The 19,471-nt window shown below is 63.3% G+C and carries 19 protein-coding genes; 13 read left to right on the top strand and 6 right to left on the bottom strand.

Annotated features, from left to right (window positions below):
• Positions 1–164, bottom strand: a 164-nt coding sequence (locus AAF563_09520) for a methylated-DNA--[protein]-cysteine S-methyltransferase (protein ID MEM7121502.1), incomplete at its 3' end; no start/stop codon positions are given.
• A gap of 83 nt (positions 165–247) precedes the next feature.
• Here AAF563_09520 and AAF563_09525 point away from each other — a divergent pair.
• The gene (locus tag AAF563_09525; protein ID MEM7121503.1) at positions 248–1,057 is read left to right on the top strand and encodes a PhzF family phenazine biosynthesis protein; all 810 of its coding nucleotides are present in this window, start codon (positions 248–250) and stop codon (positions 1,055–1,057) included.
• A 6-nt stretch (positions 1,058–1,063) separates the two neighbouring features.
• Here AAF563_09525 and AAF563_09530 read toward each other — a convergent pair whose 3' ends face one another.
• From AAF563_09530 to AAF563_09540, 3 genes are all read right to left on the bottom strand, one after another.
• Positions 1,064–1,786, bottom strand: coding sequence for a class I SAM-dependent methyltransferase (locus AAF563_09530; GenBank protein ID MEM7121504.1), 723 nt, complete (start codon positions 1,784–1,786; stop codon positions 1,064–1,066).
• 25 nt (positions 1,787–1,811) lie between these two features.
• Positions 1,812–2,330 (bottom strand): GrpB family protein, encoded by a 519-nt coding sequence (locus tag AAF563_09535; GenBank protein ID MEM7121505.1) that lies wholly within the window; start codon positions 2,328–2,330, stop codon positions 1,812–1,814.
• 180 nt (positions 2,331–2,510) lie between these two features.
• Positions 2,511–4,769: a hypothetical protein gene (locus tag AAF563_09540; GenBank protein ID MEM7121506.1), complete on the bottom strand. Its 2,259-nt coding sequence runs from the start codon at positions 4,767–4,769 to the stop codon at positions 2,511–2,513.
• 182 nt (positions 4,770–4,951) lie between these two features.
• On the opposite strand from AAF563_09540, the gene AAF563_09545 reads away from it, so the two are divergent.
• The 12 genes from AAF563_09545 (at position 4,952) to AAF563_09600 (ending at position 17,374) form a co-directional block, all read left to right on the top strand.
• A complete protein-coding gene (locus AAF563_09545) occupies positions 4,952–5,752 on the top strand; it encodes a class I SAM-dependent methyltransferase (GenBank protein MEM7121507.1) in 801 nt (266 codons plus the stop codon).
• A 139-nt stretch (positions 5,753–5,891) separates the two neighbouring features.
• Positions 5,892–7,133 carry an MFS transporter gene (locus tag AAF563_09550; protein MEM7121508.1) on the top strand — a complete coding sequence of 414 codons (1,242 nt, stop codon included), beginning with the start codon at positions 5,892–5,894 and terminating at the stop codon, positions 7,131–7,133.
• A gap of 109 nt (positions 7,134–7,242) precedes the next feature.
• Positions 7,243–8,370 carry a phosphoserine transaminase gene (locus AAF563_09555; protein MEM7121509.1) on the top strand — a complete coding sequence of 376 codons (1,128 nt, stop codon included), beginning with the start codon at positions 7,243–7,245 and terminating at the stop codon, positions 8,368–8,370.
• Between the two features lie 3 nt (positions 8,371–8,373).
• Positions 8,374–9,951 (top strand): phosphoglycerate dehydrogenase, encoded by a 1,578-nt coding sequence (gene serA, locus AAF563_09560; GenBank protein MEM7121510.1) that lies wholly within the window; start codon positions 8,374–8,376, stop codon positions 9,949–9,951.
• A gap of 196 nt (positions 9,952–10,147) precedes the next feature.
• Entirely contained in the window at positions 10,148–10,741 is a 594-nt protein-coding gene (locus tag AAF563_09565; protein ID MEM7121511.1) for an NAD(P)H-dependent oxidoreductase, read from the top strand.
• A 103-nt stretch (positions 10,742–10,844) separates the two neighbouring features.
• The gene (locus AAF563_09570) at positions 10,845–12,239 is read left to right on the top strand and encodes an MFS transporter (GenBank protein MEM7121512.1); all 1,395 of its coding nucleotides are present in this window, start codon (positions 10,845–10,847) and stop codon (positions 12,237–12,239) included.
• Between the two features lie 134 nt (positions 12,240–12,373).
• Positions 12,374–13,666 (top strand): adenylosuccinate synthase, encoded by a 1,293-nt coding sequence (locus AAF563_09575; GenBank protein MEM7121513.1) that lies wholly within the window; start codon positions 12,374–12,376, stop codon positions 13,664–13,666.
• Between the two features lie 27 nt (positions 13,667–13,693).
• Positions 13,694–14,872 carry a Xaa-Pro peptidase family protein gene (locus AAF563_09580; protein MEM7121514.1) on the top strand — a complete coding sequence of 393 codons (1,179 nt, stop codon included), beginning with the start codon at positions 13,694–13,696 and terminating at the stop codon, positions 14,870–14,872.
• A 127-nt stretch (positions 14,873–14,999) separates the two neighbouring features.
• The gene (locus AAF563_09585; GenBank protein ID MEM7121515.1) at positions 15,000–15,647 is read left to right on the top strand and encodes a VOC family protein; all 648 of its coding nucleotides are present in this window, start codon (positions 15,000–15,002) and stop codon (positions 15,645–15,647) included.
• A 110-nt stretch (positions 15,648–15,757) separates the two neighbouring features.
• Complete coding sequence (locus AAF563_09590; GenBank protein MEM7121516.1) at positions 15,758–16,045, top strand: hypothetical protein; 288 nt, start codon at positions 15,758–15,760, stop codon at positions 16,043–16,045.
• A 101-nt stretch (positions 16,046–16,146) separates the two neighbouring features.
• Positions 16,147–16,764 carry a hypothetical protein gene (locus tag AAF563_09595; protein MEM7121517.1) on the top strand — a complete coding sequence of 206 codons (618 nt, stop codon included), beginning with the start codon at positions 16,147–16,149 and terminating at the stop codon, positions 16,762–16,764.
• 64 nt (positions 16,765–16,828) lie between these two features.
• Positions 16,829–17,374, top strand: coding sequence for a cytochrome b (locus AAF563_09600; GenBank protein MEM7121518.1), 546 nt, complete (start codon positions 16,829–16,831; stop codon positions 17,372–17,374).
• Positions 17,375–17,437: 63 nt separating this feature from the next.
• Here the strand turns inward: AAF563_09600 and rpoH are convergent, their stop codons facing one another.
• Positions 17,438–18,325 (bottom strand): RNA polymerase sigma factor RpoH, encoded by an 888-nt coding sequence (rpoH, locus tag AAF563_09605; GenBank protein ID MEM7121519.1) that lies wholly within the window; start codon positions 18,323–18,325, stop codon positions 17,438–17,440.
• 116 nt (positions 18,326–18,441) lie between these two features.
• Entirely contained in the window at positions 18,442–19,425 is a 984-nt protein-coding gene (locus tag AAF563_09610) for an RluA family pseudouridine synthase (GenBank protein MEM7121520.1), read from the bottom strand.
• Positions 19,426–19,471: the final 46 nt, after the last annotated feature.

Below are 19,471 nucleotides of genomic sequence, written 5' to 3' on the forward strand. Positions count from 1 at the left end.
CCGTAGCGCGCCTGTTCCCAGCCAATTAGCGCCTGCTTGCGCGGCACACCCCAGGCGTAGCTGTGGAACGGTCCGGTCTTGCGGATGACGCGGTGACAGGGCACGACGAAGGCGATCGGGTTTTTGGCGACCGCGCCGGCCCCCGCCCCGGCCCGCCCACCCAATGGATGCTGCCAGGGGGGGCGGGGCGGGGGGGTGGGCCGGTGCCGTGGCCGCGCGAGCGGCAGACTACTGAAAGGATCAGACGTTGCGCCTTCCGTTGTACCAGGTCGATGCCTTCACCAGTTCTGTCTTTCACGGCAACCCCGCCGGTGTCGTCCCGCTGGAGGAGTGGCTGACTGATGATTTGATGCAAGCGGTCGCGGCCGAGAACAACTTGGCTGAGACCGCTTTCTTTCGCCCGGGTGACGACGAAGGCTTCTTCGAGCTCAGATGGTTCACGCCGACGGTCGAGGTACCGCTCTGCGGCCACGCGACCCTGGCGTCGGCCTTCATCATCATGAACGATTTGAACCCCGACCTCGACATGGTGTCGTTCGATACCAGGAGTGGCCGGCTGCATGTCACCCGCGACCGCGATCTCTTCATTCTCGATCTGCCGACCCATGAGCTTCGCCCGCGCGAGGCACCGGGCGATATCGTCGCGGCGATCGGCGCCGAACCCACCGAAGCGTTTGCCGGCCAGAACTATCTCTTCGTATTCGAGACCGAAGCCGATGTCGCCGCGCTAAGCCCCGACATGGCCGCTTTGAAGGCGGCGCTGGAGCCCGCCGATTGTGGCCTCATATGCACCGCGCCCAGGGAGGGCGAGGGCGACTTCGTCTCGCGCTATTTCGCGCCGGTCCACGGCATTCCCGAAGACCCGGTCACGGGCTCGGCCCACTGCATGCTGACACCCTATTGGGCGCAGCGTTTGAATGCCGCAAGCGTGCACGGCTTTCAGATTTCCGATCGCGTCGGCGAACTCTTCTGCACGCTGAAGGGTGAGCGGGTCGAGGTCGCCGGCCGCGCGGCGAAGTACATGGACGCCATCGCCTATATCCCCGACCGGCTCTAGCGCGATCTAGCCGGGTGCGTCCGGTTTCCGCCACTCCATGACCAGGAACCACGGCGCGCGGCGGTAACGGGCCACGCGTTCGGGTTCACCGGATTGGGGCTCCGGCTCATCAAAGAACGTCATTTGCAGGCCGCTTTCCGAGAGCGCTGAGAAGTACGCACGTAATGGGCGATGCCACTGCTTAACGCGAATGCCGGCCCATGCGTCCCAATAGGAGAACTCGTTGAGATACCGGTCGATCGGGTAATGCAAGCGACGCCCCTGTTCGTCCTTGATCCAACCGATCGATGCGCCGGCCGTGTTGAAGCTGGTCAGGTTCGCGATCAGGACCGTCCCTGATGGTTTGAGGACACGCGCCATTTCTTGGATCGCCGTCCGGTACCCATCGATATCGAGGAGAGCTAGGTAATTGACGACCAAGTCGAAGCTGGCATCGGCAAAGGGCAGCTGTTCGGCATTGGCAACCTGATAGCCGCCATCGGGATCGAGAAGCTTGGCGCGCTCCACCAGTTGGGCTGTAAGGTCGATGCCGACGGTGGCGATGTTCATGCGTTGGAGCACGCGGCAGAAACGGCCTTCGCCGCACCCCACATCGAGGGCACGTTCGAAGCGGCGCCTCGCGAGCCGCGCCAGCATGGCGGGATCAAGAATCGTCTCGCGCCCCCAATCACCGTGCTCACCCATCTTGGCGATCCACGCGTCAGCCGACTCATCCCATCCGTTGTTCATGGCGTGTCCCCGCTATTGCGCCCTATCACGCATTGGCGTCGTGGCCCCAAGCACGGTCTAGAACCTCGTGGATGAACGGCGCTTTGCCGTCTAGATACTCGCGAATGCCGCTCGTGTTGCTTGCTTCCAGCTTGAGCTTCAGGGCCTGGTAGGCGTCTCGGGCCTCGCCATGGGCGCGCAGCTGATCCCGGAACACCAGAAACTCGGCGATGCTGAAATGCGCGAGACCGCAGACGTGAACCTTGTGGGTGCGCCGGCCGTTTTCGTCGCGCTTGAAGAAGTGATGGCCAGGGAAGATTTCACCGCCACGGCGGTACCCTAGAGACGTCATGCCACCGCCTATCGCCGTCATGTCGACGTCCGGGTCGACGACAACGAGAACATCGATCTCCGGTTTGGCGGACAGTCCGGGAACCGCCGTGCTGCCGATATGGTGGCATGTGTGTGACGCCTTCTTGAAGATGGCGCCCAACCTCAGCCGTTCGACGTCATAGAGAACAGGCCATGCTTCATCATAGGGAACGATCGGACTCGTCAATGGCATGGCGACACGCTGGGCTCGGCTTGCGGCAGATCGGCGCGATATCTCCGCGCCAGCGACGTGCCGGGACCATAAGATATCGCGCGGCCTTGGCCAAGGCATCGCCAGGCTGCACGGATCAAATGCGAATGAACGATCGAGCGAACCGGCGGACGCGCCAGAGATCCGCCGACCTATAGAACGTTAGTTTGGGCTCTGCGTGATCTGGCAGTCCGACGATTGGTCTCGGGCCAGGAAGACACCGATGCATCGGATGGATTCGTGCAGGACCTTGCGGCGCAGGTCCTGCACGTGACCGGGCACGGGGCCGACCAAGGTGGACGCTTCGGTAATCGCGGCCATTTCCGACCGGCAGACAGCGTCATCGGGCGTTTGCGCGCAATGCATGCTCAGGTTTGCGTCGCGCATCATCATGTCGATTGTCTCGCCGCTCAGTACCCAGGCGTTAGGTCCACTGTGTGTGGTGAGGGGAAGTTCGACAAACATGCTCTCGACGAACGGCGCGTCCGGCAGCAACGGCAAGGTCTCGGTGGTGTCACGCAGTTGCTGCACGGCCTCTTCGCCGCGCGAGATATCGGCGGTGAACCCGGCATAGAACGGCGTCAGAAGCTCGTGCCACAGGTGCGGTGGATCGACACGCGGCGGGACCGTTGGGGCATAGCTTGCCGGCGCCGTCGCCGGATGGCTGTTGACCTGAATCACGATCAGGCGCAGTGGCGGACAGGGCGATATCCGGCACGCATCGATGATGTCGGCCGCCAGATCGTTCAAGGTCGCCGCGCCTGACGGCTCGGCGTAACCGCCGTCGACAATCAGGTCATAGGTGTAGCGCTCATCCAGACGTTCTGCGATCGCCACGCGTCCGGCGGGTTCGATCCACGGAAAGCGTGCCGAACTGTTGATTGCCGTGCTCATGTGGTGATCGTTGGCCGACAGGGTCAGCAGGTCCAGCGCCATTGAATCGGCGTCACCTGCGCCCTCGTCGGACCGGTCGGCTTCGGCGATGTTGGGCTGCAGGGGAAAGACGAAGGGACTGGTTACCAAACGCCTGCCGCTCGCCATGGACGTACCGCCGAACAAAAGAAACGGCACGTTCGTCCACGGCCGCGTCAACACCATGGATCCGTCGTCTCCCAGATCGTACCAGCGGTCCAAATAGGATGCGGCCAGAACCGAGCTCTCGCCAAGCTGGCAGCCCTGGGCCGTGACCGCTGCATGCCAGGCCTCCTCCCACGACCTTTCCATCACCTCGGAGCGGTCCGAATAGGGACCGATCGCGATATAGGGCGACAGCGTGTCGTTCAGATAAAGCAACCGCATGGCCACGGCGGCGATGTGATCGACACCAGCAAACGCACCGACGGCCTGCTGCATTTTGTTCAGCGGCAGACCGTTCTCGTCGAACTCACCGGATGGTGCGTGTAGGCACGCATCAATATCTGCCCGTGCGGACTCCGCAAACAACGTCGCGCCGAGCGAGCCACCGGACACCGCGCTGATGGCAAAAAGGCTGCGCGCAAAGTCGTCGCCATAGATCTCGTGAAGCTTGCTAAGCGCGACGCTGGTCCATGTCGCCGAGACAACGCCGCCGCCAGGCGCGGCAATCAGGGTCAGCGTGACGGGCTCGCTTGCCGGCTGACCTTCCAGCCAGACAGCAAGCGCATCGCGCAAGTTGACGCGTTGATCGGGCGCCAGCGAAGAGTCCATGGCGCGCAGTTCATGGCCTTGGTTCCAGCTGGGCACGGTGGCGCTGAAAACTAAGGCGATCACGATCAGGATCCCGGTCAGTGGCAGGCCGACGCGCCCCGACAGAATCTGAAGGCAACCCAACAGTGCGATGGCGCCGCCAGCCCAGATCGTGATCAGGGGATAGGTGTGGAGAGTGTGGCCGACAGGCACCGGAACGAAGTAACCGAGGATAAAGAGAACGATGCCGGGCAGCAGAAAGAGCGCGATCAGCGCCCGCTCCGACAATCCGGCAGTGCGCTCACCGGCGGCGTCGTCACGGCGTCGCAACGCGACGCTGCGGGACAACACCACGATGACGACATAAGCAATCAGGGATAGTGCTGGAACGAGGATCTCGCTCAACCCCGTCGACCCGGGCGGCAGCACGGCGTGAATGCCGATCATCGTGACCGCGATGGGCACCAGGCCGGCGACGACCGCCATGGTTCGCGCTTGTCGCGGCGTGATCGCGTCGCGGTAATCCCGTTCCAGGGCATGGCGATATCGGACGCGGGTGAAGTAATAGGCGGCCAGGCTCCAGAACGTGGTGCCGACGAAGCTTCCCAGGTCGAACCTATCGACCGCCACCTTGGCCAGTAGTTGCTGGCCCTGCGGAATGATGATCATCGCGACAGCGACGATGGCGGCCGTGATCCACGTATCGCGGGCCAGGAGCAAAATGTGAAATCCGCGCTGAAACAGCCGACCCAGCATGACCGCCTTGGGTTGTTGATGAGTATCTGCAGAATGCTCGCGTTGAGAGTATCGGCGGCGACGATGTTCGGGCAAGTCTCACGGCTGATAAGGCTGTGTCCGGTCGCCAAGGGTCTCCGTCAATTTGGCGCCCATCCAACCCATCACTACTATGTCTGTGAGGAAGAGCGGCTGGAGTCCGTATGCACACAAGGGACCATTACTTCGCCCGTGACAATCCGGTTGCCGATGAACGTGCGCGCCTCGACCGCATCACCGCGTTGTACGATCCGGCCTCACGGCAACGAATTGTGGGTTTGCCCGTTCTGTTGGAGGGTGCGCGTGTCCTTGAGGTTGCCGGTGGTACCGGAAGTGTTGCCGCCTGGCTGGCTGACCAAACCGGTGCCGCGGTCGTCGTGACCGACCTGGATACCCGCCACCTCGAAGCGTGCGGCAATGACCGCTTCGATGTTCGTCATCACGACATTCTCGCTGGCCCGCCGGAAACCGAAGCCTTCGATCTGGTTCACGCGCGGTTGCTGATCTCTCACCTGGTGGGTGACGAAAGCCTTGCGATCCGAAACATGGTGGGCGCGTTGCGGCCGGGCGGGTGGCTGGTCGTCGAGGATACCGACTACACGGTCGGCCCGTCGCTCGTGCGTGACTATCCGGGCGGCCCGGCGATAGAGCGCCTTAGAAACGATGCCGCCGACGACCTGCGTGCGGCGCGGCTTTTGGACTCGCGAGCCGGGAGGCACGTGCCGGACTACCTCGCGCGCGCAGGCCTTGATGACCTCGGCCATGACGGCCGGGTCGCCATTCAACGTGGCGGCGACGGTTGGGCAACGCAGATCATCGAGGGTTACGGGCTTCTCGAGGAACGACTGCGTGGTACGATCGTTGATGACAAGACATGGCAGACGGCCATGGCCGCATGGCGTGATCCCGACTATGCCTTCGTCTCGCCGCTCGATGTCGGCGCTTGGGGTCGTAAGCCAAAGTAAGCCGGCAAAGCCGACGGTGAGCACGCCAGAGCGTGGCCCCGCGGATTTCGAGTCGCTGGCATAACGATTTGATTTACAACAACTATCGTGCATGATCGCTGCGATGGCGGATGGTTCGCCGCCGTGGGGAGGGGCGCTCATGAGAATCGCACAGTTCGCGTTGCTGCTGGTCGTCGTGCTTGACACGATGGGCCAGGGCTTGGTCCTGCCACTCGTGACGACGCTCATCTTGAGCAAGGAGCAGGGCATCCTGCCCACCGAGACGACGCAGGCCATGCGCGAACTCGATTTCGGCATCGCCATCGGCGTTTTCTACTTCGCCTGGTTCTTAGGCGCGGCCTATATCTCGAAGCTGTCGGATTCGATCGGCCGCAAGAACGGCATCTTGATTTGCCTGGCCGGCGGTTTCGGCGGTTATGCGCTGACCATCGTCGCGCTCTACACGAACAGCTTCCTGTTGCTGGTCATCGGCCGAGCGATCTCCGGCTTCACCGCCGGCAATCAGCCGATCGCGCAGGCCGCGCTCGTCGACATGAGCCGCAGCGAGGAAGAAAAGACGCGGTACATGGGCCTCGTCATCATGGCGCTCAGCATCGGCCTGGTCATCGGCCCGATCCTGGGTGGTGTGCTCTCCGACAGTTCTCTTATCGGCGATATCGCGTCCTTGAAACTGCCATTCTATGTCGCCGCCGTTCTGGTGCTGGCGAATGCCATTCTGATTCTCTTCTTCTTCCGCGACACCGATGTCGAACGCCAGCCGCTGCGCGTCAACCCAATCGATGCGTTCCTGATTCTATGGCAGGCATGTTCGCGTCCGCTGGTCGTCAAGGTCGGGCTGGTCTTCTTCTTCTCGCAGCTCTGTCTGAACGCCGTCTATGTCTTCATGGATAGCTACTTCTTCGACCTCTTCAACTTCGGCACGCTCGAGAACAGCATCGCCATGGTGATCCTGGGCGCTAGCCTGGGCCTGGCGGGCGCGTTCCTGATGGGGCCGATCAGCGCGCGCTACGGCCGCAAGACCGTTGTGATCGGCGCCTTGGTCGTCATGATCCTGGCCGAGGTCGGTCTCCTCTTCAACGACTCGCCTTGGCTCGCCTATGTCCTGATCATCCCGCTGTTCGCCGGCTTCGCGATCAACTACGCGACCATGCTGACCTTGTTCTCCACGTCGGTCGGCGCCAGCGAGCAAGGCTGGGTCATGGGCGTGTCGATCTCGCTCTTCACGCTGGGCACCGGCACTATCTCGGTGGTCGGCGGCAGTCTTATGGCGATCAACATTCACCTGATCTTCGTTGTTGCGATCGCCGCGGGCATCGTGGCGATTGCTCTGATCATGCTGCTGTGGCGCCGCGACGTCATGGCCAAGCTCGACCCGCGGTGATCGCATAACGAAAAATCTACTAGACCAATTCTGTACCGATTGACGGGGCAGGTTGTATTTCCTAGTCTCCGGCCGCCGCCCGCCAGTGACGGTTCCAAGGAAACACAACATGACAGCGCCACGACCCGACGTGCGTCCCGCACGGCCGTTCTTTTCGTCCGGACCCTGTGCCAAGCATCTGGGCTGGTCGCTGTCGGCGCTTGAGGACGCCTATGTCGGCCGCTCGCATCGCGCCAAAGGCGGCAAGGCCAAACTCGCCGAGGTGATCGAGCGCAGCCGGCGCGTACTGGAGCTGCCCGACGACTACCGCCTTGCCATCGTGCCGGCGTCCGACACCGGCGCCATCGAGCTGGCGCTGTGGTCGCTCCTGGGCAGCCGCGGTGTCGACATGCTGTCGTGGGAGAACTTTGGCCAGCAATGGGTGACCGACGCCCGCGACGAGCTGGGCATCCAGGACCTGCGCGTGCTCGATGCGCCCTATGGCGACTTGCCGGATCTCTCGGCGGTCGACTGGTCGCGCGATGTCGTCTTCACCTGGAACGGCACCACGTCCGGCGTGCGCGTGCCCGATGGCGACTGGATCGCGCCCGACCGCGAGGGCCTTGCCATCTGCGACGCGACCTCGGCGGTTTTCGCCATGGATATGGCGTGGGACAGGCTGGATGTCGTCACCTGGTCCTGGCAGAAGGTGCTGGGCGGCGAGGGCGGCCACGGCATGCTGGTCTTGAGCCCACGTGCCGTCGCGCGGCTGGAAGCCGGCGCGCCCCGACCGCTGCCGAAGATCTTTCGCCTGACCAAGAAGGGCAAGCTGATCGACGGCATCTTCGCCGGGGAAACCATCAACACGCCCTCCATGCTGGCGGTCGAGGATGCCATCGACGGTCTGATGTGGGCCGAGGGAATCGGCGGGCTGAAGGCGCTCTTGGCCCGCAGCCAAGCCAACTTCGATGCGCTCGCACCCTGGGTCGAAAAGACGCCCTGGATTGACTTCTTGGCCAGCGATCCCGCCACCCGCTCGACCACCTCTATCTGTCTCAAGCTGGTTGACACCCCGGCCCAGCCCAAGGCGATCGCGTCGCTGCTGGAGGCCGAAGACATCGCCTATGACATCAACACCCATCGCGCCGCGCCGCCGGGGCTCCGGATCTGGGGCGGCGCGACGGTCGAGACATCCGACATGGAAGCGCTGACGCCTTGGCTCGACTGGGCCCATGACCACGTGCTGGCGGAGGCCTGAGCGATGCCCAGAGTTCTGATTGCCGACAAGCTGAGCGACGATGCCGCCGATATCCTGCGCGAACGCGGCGTCGAGGTCGATGTCGAGACCGGCCTATCGCCGGACGACCTGATCGCGCGTATTTCGGCTTACGAAGGCCTCGCCGTGCGCTCGGCAACCAAGGCGACCGCCGAGGTGATCGCCGCGGCGGACAATCTGAAGGTGATTGGACGCGCCGGCATCGGCGTCGACAACATTGATGTCGCCGCCGCGACCCAGCGCGGCGTCGTCGTCATGAACACGCCGTTCGGCAACGCCATCACGACCGCCGAGCACGCCATTGCCATGATGATGGCGCTGGCTCGACAGATCCCCGCCGCCGACCGCTCCATGCGCGCCGGCAAGTGGGAGAAGTCGAAGTTTGTCGGTGTCGAACTGGCTGGCAAGGTGCTGGGCCTGGTCGGTTGCGGCAATATCGGCTCGATCGTCGCCAGCCGCGCGCAGGGTTTGCGCATGCGCGTCATCGCGCACGATCCCTTCTTGGCGCCCGAACGCGCGCGCGAACTGGGCATTGAGCGGGTCGGCCTGGACGATCTGATGTCGCGCGCCGATGTCATCTCCGTCCACGCGCCCCTGAACGATGCGACGCGCGATCTGATCGGCGCGCCGGAGCTGGCGATGGCGCGACCGGGCATTCGCGTCGTCAACTGCGCGCGTGGCGGTATTGTCAACGAAGACGCGCTCTATGACGCCCTGCAGTCGGGTCACGTCGCGGGCGCGGCGCTCGACGTCTTCACCACAGAACCGCCCGAAGGCAGCCCGTTGCTCGGACTTGAAAACGTGGTGACGACCCCGCATTTGGGCGCCTCGACGGCGGAGGCCCAGGAAAAGGTCGCGCGTCAGATCGCTGAGCAGATGGGCGACTACCTGATCCACGGCGCCGTCTCCAACGCGCTCAACATGCCGTCGATCACGCCGGAGGAAGCGCCGCTGCTGGAGCCATACATGCTGCTCGCGCGCCAGCTCGGCAGCTTCGCCGGCCAGTTGACCCGCAGCGGTCTGCGCGCGGTGACCATCGAATACGAGGGCCATGTCGCGACGCTCAACACTCGTCCGCTGACCGCCATCGTGCTCGCCGGCCTGCTGGAACCGATCGTCGAGACGGTCAACATGGTGAACGCGCCGGTGGTCGCCCAGGACCGCGATATCGACGTGGCGGAGGTGCGCCATGACCGCCCAGGCGACTACCAGACCCTGATGCGCGTGTCAGTCACGACGGAGAACCGCGAGCGCGATGTCGCGGGCACGCTCTTCGCCAACGGCCATCCCCGGCTGGTGCGCGTCAAGGGCATCAGCATCGAGGCGGAAGTCACGCCGCACATGCTCTACATCACCAACCGCGACGTACCGGGCATCATCGGCTTCTTAGGCCAGACCCTGGGCGAAGCGGATCTGAACATCGCGACGTTCAACCTGGGCCGCGCGGAAGCAGGCGGCGACGCCATCGCGCTGATCAGCGTCGACCAGCAGATCCCGCCCTCGGTCCTGGCAACCTTGCGCAGCCATGAGGGCATCCAGCAGGCGGTATCGCTGAGGTTCTAGTCAACTTTCTTGCCTCTCTTGACACGAACTCCCAGGCGAGCGACACAGGGATAGCCACTGGCACTGGCTAAACGAGGGCCCAACACGCTGACCTATAGCAGGGCCCATGAACGCCGCCTGGATCACCTGTCGTCACACCGAAGCTCCACCGGACTTGTCCGGTATGTGCTTGGCTGCGCGCGCGTAGGGCCGGGCGATGCGGCTCCTCGTTGTCCATTGCCACCCGGTCCCTGACAGTTTCACCGCTGCACTGCGCGATACCGTGGTGAACGCGGCCGAGGACGCTGGGCACACCGTCGACGTACTCGACCTCTATGCCGAGGGGTTCGATCCGGTGATGAGCGAACGCGACCGGCGCGACTACCACACGGCAGGCGTCAACGAGGTTCCGGTCAGCGACCATGTCGACAAGCTCAGGGACTGCGAAGGCCTGATCTTCACCTATCCCACCTGGTGGATGGGGCCGCCAGCCATGCTCAAAGGATGGCTGGAGCGTGTCTGGCTTCCCCATGTGGTTTTTTCCATGGATGAAAAGTACGCCCGTATGCGCCCGATGCTGACCAAGATCCGGGTCATCGGCGCCGTTTCGACGCTTGGCGCACCGTGGTGGTACTGGACATTCATCATGTGCGCGCCGGGCCGCAAGGTCCTGCTGCGCAGTCTGCGAACCTGCTGTCATGCCCATTGCCGCACGTTCTGGCTGGGCCTCTACAACATGGACTCGCGTGGCGAGAGGGACCGCCAACGTTTTCTGGAGAAGGTCGCGTATCGCATATCGCGACTGCGTTGAAAGTCAGTACGCCGCCACAATCAGTTTGATCTTCGCGCCGGGTCAGGCACCATGCGTACCAGCAACGCTGGCAAAACCTGCTGGCGCGACTGGGGGGCGCTACGTGGATCGAGAAACCAAGTTCGTTATCACGACCTTGATGGTCGTCGCGTTTATGATCGGCACCGACTTTATTGGTGCCGCGCTGCTGGTGACGGCGATCGAGAAAGAGTTCGATACCGACATCACGACCACCCAGTGGGTCATGAACATGTATGCGCTGACCTTCGCAGTCTTGATGGTCGCGGCGGGACGACTTGGCGATCTCTACGGCCGCAGGCGGCTGATGCAGTTGGGGTTGGCGATCTTCTTTGTGGCGTCGGTGGCTTGCGCGCTCGCACCATCGGTGACGTTGCTGATCGTCGCGCGTGGCATTCAAGGTGTCGGTGCGTCACTGCTGTGGCCCAGTATCTTCGCGCTGGCGGCGCTGAGTGTCGCCGAGGAAAGGCGCGGTCTGGCGATTGGTTTGCTGTTGGCCGGCGTCACGACCGGCAACGTGGTGGGCCCGCTCCTTGGTGGTGTGTTCACCTCGCTCGGCGACTGGCGCTTCTTCTTTGTCTTTAATGCGGCCGTTGCGGTTATCGCTGTGCTGATGGTGTCGCCTTTCGTGAAAAAGGACTCGCCAGAGAAGGTCGAGGAAAAGATCGACATCGCCGGAATGGCGGTTTTGGGTTTGGGCGTCTTTGCGATGCTCTATGGGCTGGACGTCGGCGCCGACTGGGGCTGGTCGTCGTATGGCGTCATTGGCCTGTTCGTGCTGAGTGCCCTGATGTTCATCGTGTTCCCATTCGTCGAGGCGAAGGTCAAAGACCCGATGATGCCGCTTGGCCTGATGAAGAACCGCGAGTTCATGGCGGCCTTATGGGCCAACGGGCTTGTCATTCCACCTGTTTTCATCGGCTTCCTCTACTTCCCGCAATACATGCAGAACACGTTGGGCTGGTCGGTGATGGATTCGTCGTTCGGGATGATGCCCATGATGATCATCCTGGCGGTGGGTTCGATCCTGTCCGGCAGCCTCTATGCGCCCATCGGGCCCAAGCGTCTATTGCTGGTTGGTTTCGGCCTCTCGGTTATCGGTTCGGCCTGGGCGGTCTTCTTCCTGGACCCATCCTGGGGCTACTACACCCTTCTACCCGCCATGATCATCGTCGCCGCCGGTGCGATCCTGTGCGTCGGCACGGCGGGAACCGCGGCGGTCAGCGCGGTGCGGGAGTCCCGGGCGGGTCTGGCCGGCGGCTTGTCGTTCATGGTACACCTGATACTGGCCGCCGTCGGTATCGCCGGCGCCACGGCGATCATGTTTTCCGAAACGTCGGGTGTCAGCAAAGCCGATCTAGTTCATGTCTTTCCGGGCGCGCTCAGCGATGCCTATTGGATTGCGCTGGCATCTGCCGTGGCGGGTGTCCTGGTCGTCCTGCTGATCGACGAAAAGAAGCTGCAGACCGTGCACGAGTAGGCCCGTCTCCGGCCCCTCAATCCGCAGTATTCTTAGCTTTTCTCGGCAGTCGCATGTCGGTCCCCAGGCAGGTCTTTTATCGCGCGCGGGAACGTATATAGTCCCGCGTCCGCAGATTCTCAGAGGCTTCCGGCATGGCGAACGTGGCGGTCGTCGGCGCCCAATGGGGCGACGAAGGCAAGGGTAAGATTGTCGACTGGTTATCGGAGCGCGCCGACGTGGTCGTGCGCTTTCAAGGCGGTCATAACGCCGGCCATACGCTGCAGATCGACAACCAGACCTTCAAACTGTCGCTGCTGCCCTCCGGCGTCGTGCGCCAGGACAAACTCTCGATCATCGGCAACGGCGTCGTCATCGATCCCTGGGCGCTGTTCGAGGAGATCGAGCGGGTCGAACAGCAGGGCCTCGTCGTCGGTCCGGACAATCTGCTGGTCGCCGAAAACGCAACGCTGATCCTGCCGCTCCACACCGAACTCGACCAGGCGCGCGAAAAACTGCGCGGCAAGGACAAGATTGGCACGACCGGACGTGGGATCGGCCCGGCTTATGAGGACAAGGTCGCGCGCCGCGCCATCCGTGTCTGCGACCTCGGCGATGAAGCGACGCTCGCTCACAAGATCGACATGCTGTTGCAGCACCACGACGCCCTGCGCAAGGGCATGGACATGCCGCCGATCGATCGCGATGCGCTGCTGCAGTCGTTGAAGGATATCGCGCCGCGCCTGATGGCCCATGCCGAGCCGGTGTGGCGGCGGCTTGCCGACTTGCGCCGCCGCGGCCGCCGTATCTTGTTCGAGGGCGCGCAGGCGCACTTCCTGGATGTCGACCACGGCACCTATCCGTTTGTCACCTCATCGAACACGGTGGGCGGCCAGGCGGCGGTGGGTTCTGGCATCGGACCGGGCGCCGTGGAATACGTGCTCGGCATCACCAAGGCCTACACCACGCGCGTGGGCGCCGGGCCATTCCCGACCGAGCAGGATAACGACACCGGCAAGAAGCTTGGTGAACGCGGCCACGAGTTCGGCACGGTGACCGGGCGCCCGCGCCGCTGCGGCTGGTTCGACGCGGTCATGGTGCGCCAGGCGATCAAGATCGGCGGCATTGACGGTATCGCACTGACGAAGCTCGATGTGTTGGATGGCATCATGCCGCTCAAGGTCTGTGTCGGATACCGCTATAACGGCGTCATTCTGGATCACCTGCCGGCTGCGCAGCAGATCCAGGCGGGTGTGGAACCGATCTACGAGAACCTGGAAGGCTGGGACGAAAGCACCCAGGGCGCGCGCAGCTGGGCCGATCTGCCGGCGACCTGCATCAAGTATGTGCGCCGCATCGAGGAACTGATCGAGGCGCCAGTCGCGCTTCTATCGACCAGCCCAGAGCGCGAGGATACCATCCTGGTGACCGATCCGTTCGCCGACTAACAGGATCGCATGGGAGCAGGGGGCAACATGGCGCAACAACGCACGCCACCACCGCGTGGTTTTTCGCCCGCTGAGTTCGAAAAGCGCACGGCGCGCGCCCAAGCCATCATGCGCGAGCACGAACTCGATGCGCTGCTGCTGACGACGCCGCCCAACATCCGCTACATCACCGGCTTCGCCAGCCAGTTCTGGGAAAGCCCGACCCGGCCATGGTTCGTCGTGGTGCCGGCCGACGGCAAACCGGTCGCCGTCGTGCCGGAAATCGGCGCGCCGGAAATGGCCGCGACCTGGCTCGACGATGTGCGCTCCTGGCCCGCGCCCCGGCCCGAAGACGACGGCACGTCGCTGCTGGCCGAAGCGCTCGCGCAACTGCCGCGCACGTTCGGCCGTGTCGGCGCGGAATTGGGGCGCGAGATGGCGCTCAGGATGCCGGTCGCCCAGCTCGATGATCTGCGCGACGCGTTGCCGGGGCTTGAGATCATGAATGGCTCGCCGGCCATCTGGCGCATACGCGGCGTCAAGACGCCGGCGGAGATCGAGCACATCCGGTTCATCTGCCAAATCGCCAGTGATGCCTACGAAGCCTTGCCGTCCTATGTGCATCCGGGCGACACGCCTCGCGAGGCCTGCCGCAGGCTGACCATGGACGTCTTGGCGCGCGGCGCTGACTCCGTCCCCTTCATGCCTGGCATCGCCGGTCCCGGCGGCGTCGATCAGATCGTCTGCGGCCCCAATGACCGGGTCATGGAAGAAGGCGACATTCTCTTCATCGATACCGGTTCGTTCTACGACGGCTATTTCTGCGACTTCGACCGCAACTACGCGGTTGGCGACGTGGGCGATGCCGCGCGCCGCGCCAACTCGGCGGTGTGGGACGCGACGGAAGCCGGCTTGGCCGCCGCGCGGCCGGGCGCCACCGTCGAGGATGTCTGGCGCGTCATGGCCAAGCTTCTGGAAGACGCCGGCTCCATCGGCAACAACGTCGGGCGCATGGGCCATGGCCTCGGCATGCAGTTGACCGAACCGCCATCCAACATGCCCGGCGACACGACAGTCATCGAGGCGGGCATGGTGCTGACCATCGAACCGGGCATGGAGTACGCGCCAGGCAAGATGATCGTGCACGAAGAGAACGCCGTCATCACCGACGACGGCGCCGAACTTTTGACCACCCGCGTGCCGCGCGAGTTCTGGACGATCGACTGACCGGCAAGGTCGCGCGGTTGACACGCCGCGGGCGCCTCGTCCATTGTCGTTCGGCTATTGCAGGGCGCAACGGCCAATGGCCGAAGGGGCGATGCCCGCCTGCGTGTCATCAACACATTGCGCGCCCATGCCAAGTCTCGAAAACCTTCGCAAACAAGCCAAGCAGGTCCTGCGCTGGCACCGGGAACGCTACCATCCCGTCGCCGCGGAGATCGGCCGGTCCTTGCCGCGCTTCGCGCACCTGAACGACAACCAGGTGCTGAACGCCACCTTCCAGCTCGCCGATGCCCAGGAGCTCGTCGCACGGCGGTTCGGGTTCGAGACTTGGCAGGCGCTTAAGGCAGGTATGCAAGACATTAACAAACCTGACACCAGAACACCGTCCGATCCCGTCCTCAGTTCGACCGAGGCGCAGCTCTATGTTGCCAACATGGAGGCGGCATGTGGGTTCTATATCGGCAAGCTCGGATTTGCCGTCGCCTTTCTGCACGGAGATCCGCCGTTCTATGGCCAAGTTAGACGCGGCGCCGCGCTGCTCAATCTAAGACTGGTCAGCGAACCGGTCTTCGTCGACGACATCAGGGCACGCGAGAATTTGCTGTCGGCGACCGTAACCGTGGAAACAGCGGCGCAGCTCAAGCAGCTCTATCTGACCTATCAGGAGGCTGGGGTTCCATTCCATCAGGCTCTGCGGCAGGAACCTTGGGGCGCCCGCGGTTTTGTTGTCAGCGACCCTGACAACAACCTGCTGCTGTTTGCCGCACCCGCCAGCTAGGTGTGACCGCACGCACTCGTTAACGGTTCGCGCTTCGGTGTGGTTGTCATTAGGGTCTATAATACCAATCTTGAGCATAGGTTAGTCGAGTCGGGCGCCGGAGTTATGCCATGAGTTTCCGTAGTTTAAGGCAAGCCATGATGCTGTCGGTGGTCGCTGTCGTGCTGCCCTGCCTGGCCCATGCCCAGTTCGCCGACGAGACCCAGAGCCTGTTCGGCGTCTCGCCGTCGACGGTCGATCGAACGACCAATCAGGTCATCATCGAGTTCAAGGAAGAGAAGATCGTCGAGGAGATCAGCGTCGAGGAGAGTGAGGAGGGCATCTGCTGTCAGTTGCCCGAGGAAGAGCGGGCGGCAAGCGACGCCTGCTTGAACGTCACCTGCCCGGAATCGCCTTAACCGCCACCCCATCGATCGGCAACCGGTAGCGGGTCGGCGTCTCTGTCCATGGCTTGTTTGATGGTGTAGGTCTGCCTCGTCATTGGTGATGGAATTGCCTCATGGTGCGTTTGCACATGCGTGTGGCGATGGCCTCCTTGGTCGTGGCGCTGTCGGTATCCGGCACCAGCCGTGCCGCCGACCTGTGGGATTGGCGCGCGGCCGAGGATCCCAAATGGTCTATCGCGGTGTTCGGCGGCGAGGGCACGGACGACAGTTTCAGCGATATTGTCGGGGACCTCTTCAGGGTCGATGGCAACACCGAACGCCTGCTGGCGGTTGCGTTGCGACGCCGCATCGGCGGCTATGGCGACCATATGTGGTTCGAACTGGAGGGGATGTTCGGCCACCACTACGGCTCCCAGCGTTACGGCGAGTTCGGCGTCGCGCTCTATGCCAGGGTGCACGACTTTCCCTGGGACGATTACGTCGTCACGACGATGGCGGCGGGTTTGGGGCCCAGTATCACGACGCGTCAGTCCGAACTGGAGTTCAACAAGACGGGCATTCGCCAAAAAACCCTCAACCAGTTGAACCTCGAACTGACGCTGGCCCTGCCCGAGTATCCGAACTACGCGTTGCTTGGCCGACTGCAGCACCGATCGGGCATTTTTGGCACGATCAACGGCGTCGACGACGCGTCGAATTTCGTATCGTTGGGCCTCGTTGTCTCGTTTTAGCTGGCAAATGGCCGACACCGTCGCGTATCGTCATGAAATCGTTGGGTGATTGGGGATTGTCCTGTTGGCGTTAAGGGATACTGGCAAGCGCTTCGGCAGCGTGTCGATCGTGAACCACTGGACCGTCGCGGTTGTCATCATCGCGCTGCTGGCCATCGGCCTCTACATGGACACGCTGCCGCGCGGGGCAGAGCTGACCTGGTGGATCAACCTGCACAAATCGCTCGGCGTCTTCGTTTTGATCTACGGTTTCTGGCGCGTCCTGTGGCGGGTGGTCTGGCGTTTCCCTGACGATGTCGCGGTCATGCCGCGCTGGCAGGAAGTCGCCGCCAAGGCCGTCCATATCGCGCTGCTGCTGTGTATCCTCGGCATGCCGATTTCCGGCTACATCATGTCGTCGACCGGCGGTCACCCGGTTTCTTTCTTCAGCCTCTTCAGCCTGCCGGCGCTGCCGGAAAGCGGTTCCGTGAACAAGATCGCCGGTGGCGTCCACGAGTGGCTTGCCTATGCGCTGATCGCCATCATCGTCGTCCACGTCGCGGCCGCGGTGAAGCACCACGTCGTCGACAAGGACGCGACGCTCAAACGCATGGTCGGGCGCATGACCTGAACGTCAATCGGCCCGCGCCGATAGGACGCGGGCCGACTGTCTCGCTTCTATTTTGTTGGTTGATCAGGCGGCGGGCACCGGGCGGCGTTCGGCGGCGGCGTTTTTGACCGCCTTTTGCAGCTTCTCGAACGCGCGCACCTCGATCTGGCGCACCCGCTCGCGGCTGATACCGTATTCCTGGGAGAGTTCCTCCAGGGTCTTCGGCTCTTCCGACAGACGCCGCTCGACCAGGATATAGCGTTCGCGCTCGTTCAACGCCTCCATGGCGGTGGCGAGCAGGGCGCGGCGTGACTCAAGCTCCTCACGGTCGCCCAGCGTCTCTTCCTGGTTGTCGCTCTCATCGACCAGCAAGTCCTGCCACTCGCCATCGCCGTCCTGCTGCAGCGGTGCGTTGAGCGAATGGTCGGGGCTGGAAAGGCGCCGGTTCATCGAAACGACGTCCTGCTCGGGCACGTCCAGACGCGTCGCGATTTCGGTCACCGTTTCGGGCGGCAGGTCGCCATCGTCGATCGCCTGCAGCTGGCCTTTCAGCTTCCTCAGATTGAAGAAGAGCTTCTTCTGGGCCGCCGTCGTGCCCATCTTCACCAGTGACCACGAATGCAGGATATACTCCTGGATCGCCGCGCGGATCCACCACATGGCATAGGTCGCCAGGCGGAAGCCCTTGTCGGGGTCGAAGCGCTTCACCGCCTGCATCAGGCCGACATTGCCTTCAGAGATTAGTTCCGCCAGCGGCAGGCCATAGCCGCGATAGCCCATGGCGATCTTCGCGACCAGACGCAGATGGCTCGTCACCAGTTCGTGGGCGGCGTCGACGTCACCGTCTTCGCGCCAGCGTTTGGCGAGCTGGAATTCCTGTTGCTGCTCGAGCATCGGAAACTTCCGGATCTCGCGCAGATAGTTGCTCAAACTACTTTCCGGCGTCAGCGCCGGCAGCCGTAACTGGGCCATATGTTCAACCTCGGGCTGTAGGACACCGCCACCTGCGACGCCTGGGGCATCGTCCATTTTTACGCGGCAGCGTCATGCTTAGTTCAATATATCCGACTACAGGAGTCAACTTTATGTCACGTCACCGGAAACGCCCCCTCCAAGGCGTTTTCGAGGGCTGCCATGTCGGCTGGCAGCGGGCTTTCCAAGTTTAACATCTCATTTGTGGCGGGATGTTGAAAGGCCAGCCGCCGGGCATGCAACGCCTGCCGTTTGAACCCCGCCAGGACCGTCTGAACCTCGGAAGGGGCAGCGTTTGTGCGGTTCTGGTGCCGTCCGCCATAGGCCGGATCGCCCAGGACGGGATGGCGGATATGGGCCATATGCACACGAATTTGGTGCGTCCTCCCCGTTGCCAGGCGGCAGATGACCAGACTGGCCAATCGGCCAAAGGCACGCTCGACACGATAGTGCGTCAGGGCCGGCTTGCCGCCTTCCTGTAACACGTCCATCTTCTTCCTGTTCCTACGGCTGCGCCCGATATTGCCCTCGATTCGGCCTTCAAGGGGCGCGGGAACGCCCCAGACGAGCGCGGCGTACTCGCGGGATAGGGTGCGTGCGGAAAGTTGGTTGGATAGATGTATATGGGCCTGGTCGGTCTTGGCGACAACCATCAGCCCGCTGGTATCTTTGTCCAGGCGGTGGACGATGCCCGGCCGCTTCTCGCCGCCGATGCCCGACAGGCTGTCGCCGCAATGGGCGATCAGGGCGTTGACCAGGGTGCCCGTGGGATTGCCGGCGGCCGGATGGACCACCAGGCCGGCAGGCTTGTCCACAACCAGAAGATGGTCGTCTTCATAGGCGATATTGAGCGGAATATCCTCGGGCTCGGGCCGCGCCGGGCTTGGCGGTGGGATCCGCAAGGTCAGGCGCTCCGCCGGTTTGACCCGGTAATTGGCGTCCGTTATCGTCACGCCGCCGGCGATCAGCCGGCCGCCCTCGATCAAGGACTGGATGCGCGCACGTGACAACTCGCTATGGGCGCGCGCCAGCACGCGATCGAGCCGCTCGCCTGCTTCGTCGGCCGCGACGATATGGTCCAGCGTCCGTCGTTCTGTCATCGGCGGTTCGTCGTCAGGCGGGACATGTCATGGTTGGGAACGTTCT

It is taken from the genome of Pseudomonadota bacterium (assembly GCA_039028155.1).
In the GTDB taxonomy this organism is placed as follows: Bacteria; Pseudomonadota; Alphaproteobacteria; order SP197; family SP197; genus JANQGO01.

Excerpts from the sequence above, each read along its gene's own strand:
- AAF563_09530 (MEM7121504.1), bottom strand. The coding sequence starts at position 1,786 with ATGAACAACGGATGGGATGAGTCGGCTGACGCGTGGATCGCCAAGATG.
- AAF563_09535 (MEM7121505.1), bottom strand. The coding sequence starts at position 2,330 with ATGCCATTGACGAGTCCGATCGTTCCCTATGATGAAGCATGGCCTGTT.
- AAF563_09540 (MEM7121506.1), bottom strand. The coding sequence starts at position 4,769 with ATGCTGGGTCGGCTGTTTCAGCGCGGATTTCACATTTTGCTCCTGGCC.
- AAF563_09545 (MEM7121507.1), top strand. The coding sequence starts at position 4,952 with ATGCACACAAGGGACCATTACTTCGCCCGTGACAATCCGGTTGCCGAT.
- AAF563_09550 (MEM7121508.1), top strand. The coding sequence starts at position 5,892 with ATGAGAATCGCACAGTTCGCGTTGCTGCTGGTCGTCGTGCTTGACACG.
- AAF563_09555 (MEM7121509.1), top strand. The coding sequence starts at position 7,243 with ATGACAGCGCCACGACCCGACGTGCGTCCCGCACGGCCGTTCTTTTCG.
- serA (MEM7121510.1), top strand. The coding sequence starts at position 8,374 with ATGCCCAGAGTTCTGATTGCCGACAAGCTGAGCGACGATGCCGCCGAT.
- AAF563_09565 (MEM7121511.1), top strand. The coding sequence starts at position 10,148 with ATGCGGCTCCTCGTTGTCCATTGCCACCCGGTCCCTGACAGTTTCACC.
- AAF563_09575 (MEM7121513.1), top strand. The coding sequence starts at position 12,374 with ATGGCGAACGTGGCGGTCGTCGGCGCCCAATGGGGCGACGAAGGCAAG.
- AAF563_09580 (MEM7121514.1), top strand. The coding sequence starts at position 13,694 with ATGGCGCAACAACGCACGCCACCACCGCGTGGTTTTTCGCCCGCTGAG.
- AAF563_09585 (MEM7121515.1), top strand. The coding sequence starts at position 15,000 with ATGCCAAGTCTCGAAAACCTTCGCAAACAAGCCAAGCAGGTCCTGCGC.
- AAF563_09590 (MEM7121516.1), top strand. The coding sequence starts at position 15,758 with ATGAGTTTCCGTAGTTTAAGGCAAGCCATGATGCTGTCGGTGGTCGCT.
- AAF563_09595 (MEM7121517.1), top strand. The coding sequence starts at position 16,147 with ATGGTGCGTTTGCACATGCGTGTGGCGATGGCCTCCTTGGTCGTGGCG.
- rpoH (MEM7121519.1), bottom strand. The coding sequence starts at position 18,325 with ATGGCCCAGTTACGGCTGCCGGCGCTGACGCCGGAAAGTAGTTTGAGC.
- AAF563_09610 (MEM7121520.1), bottom strand. The coding sequence starts at position 19,425 with ATGACAGAACGACGGACGCTGGACCATATCGTCGCGGCCGACGAAGCA.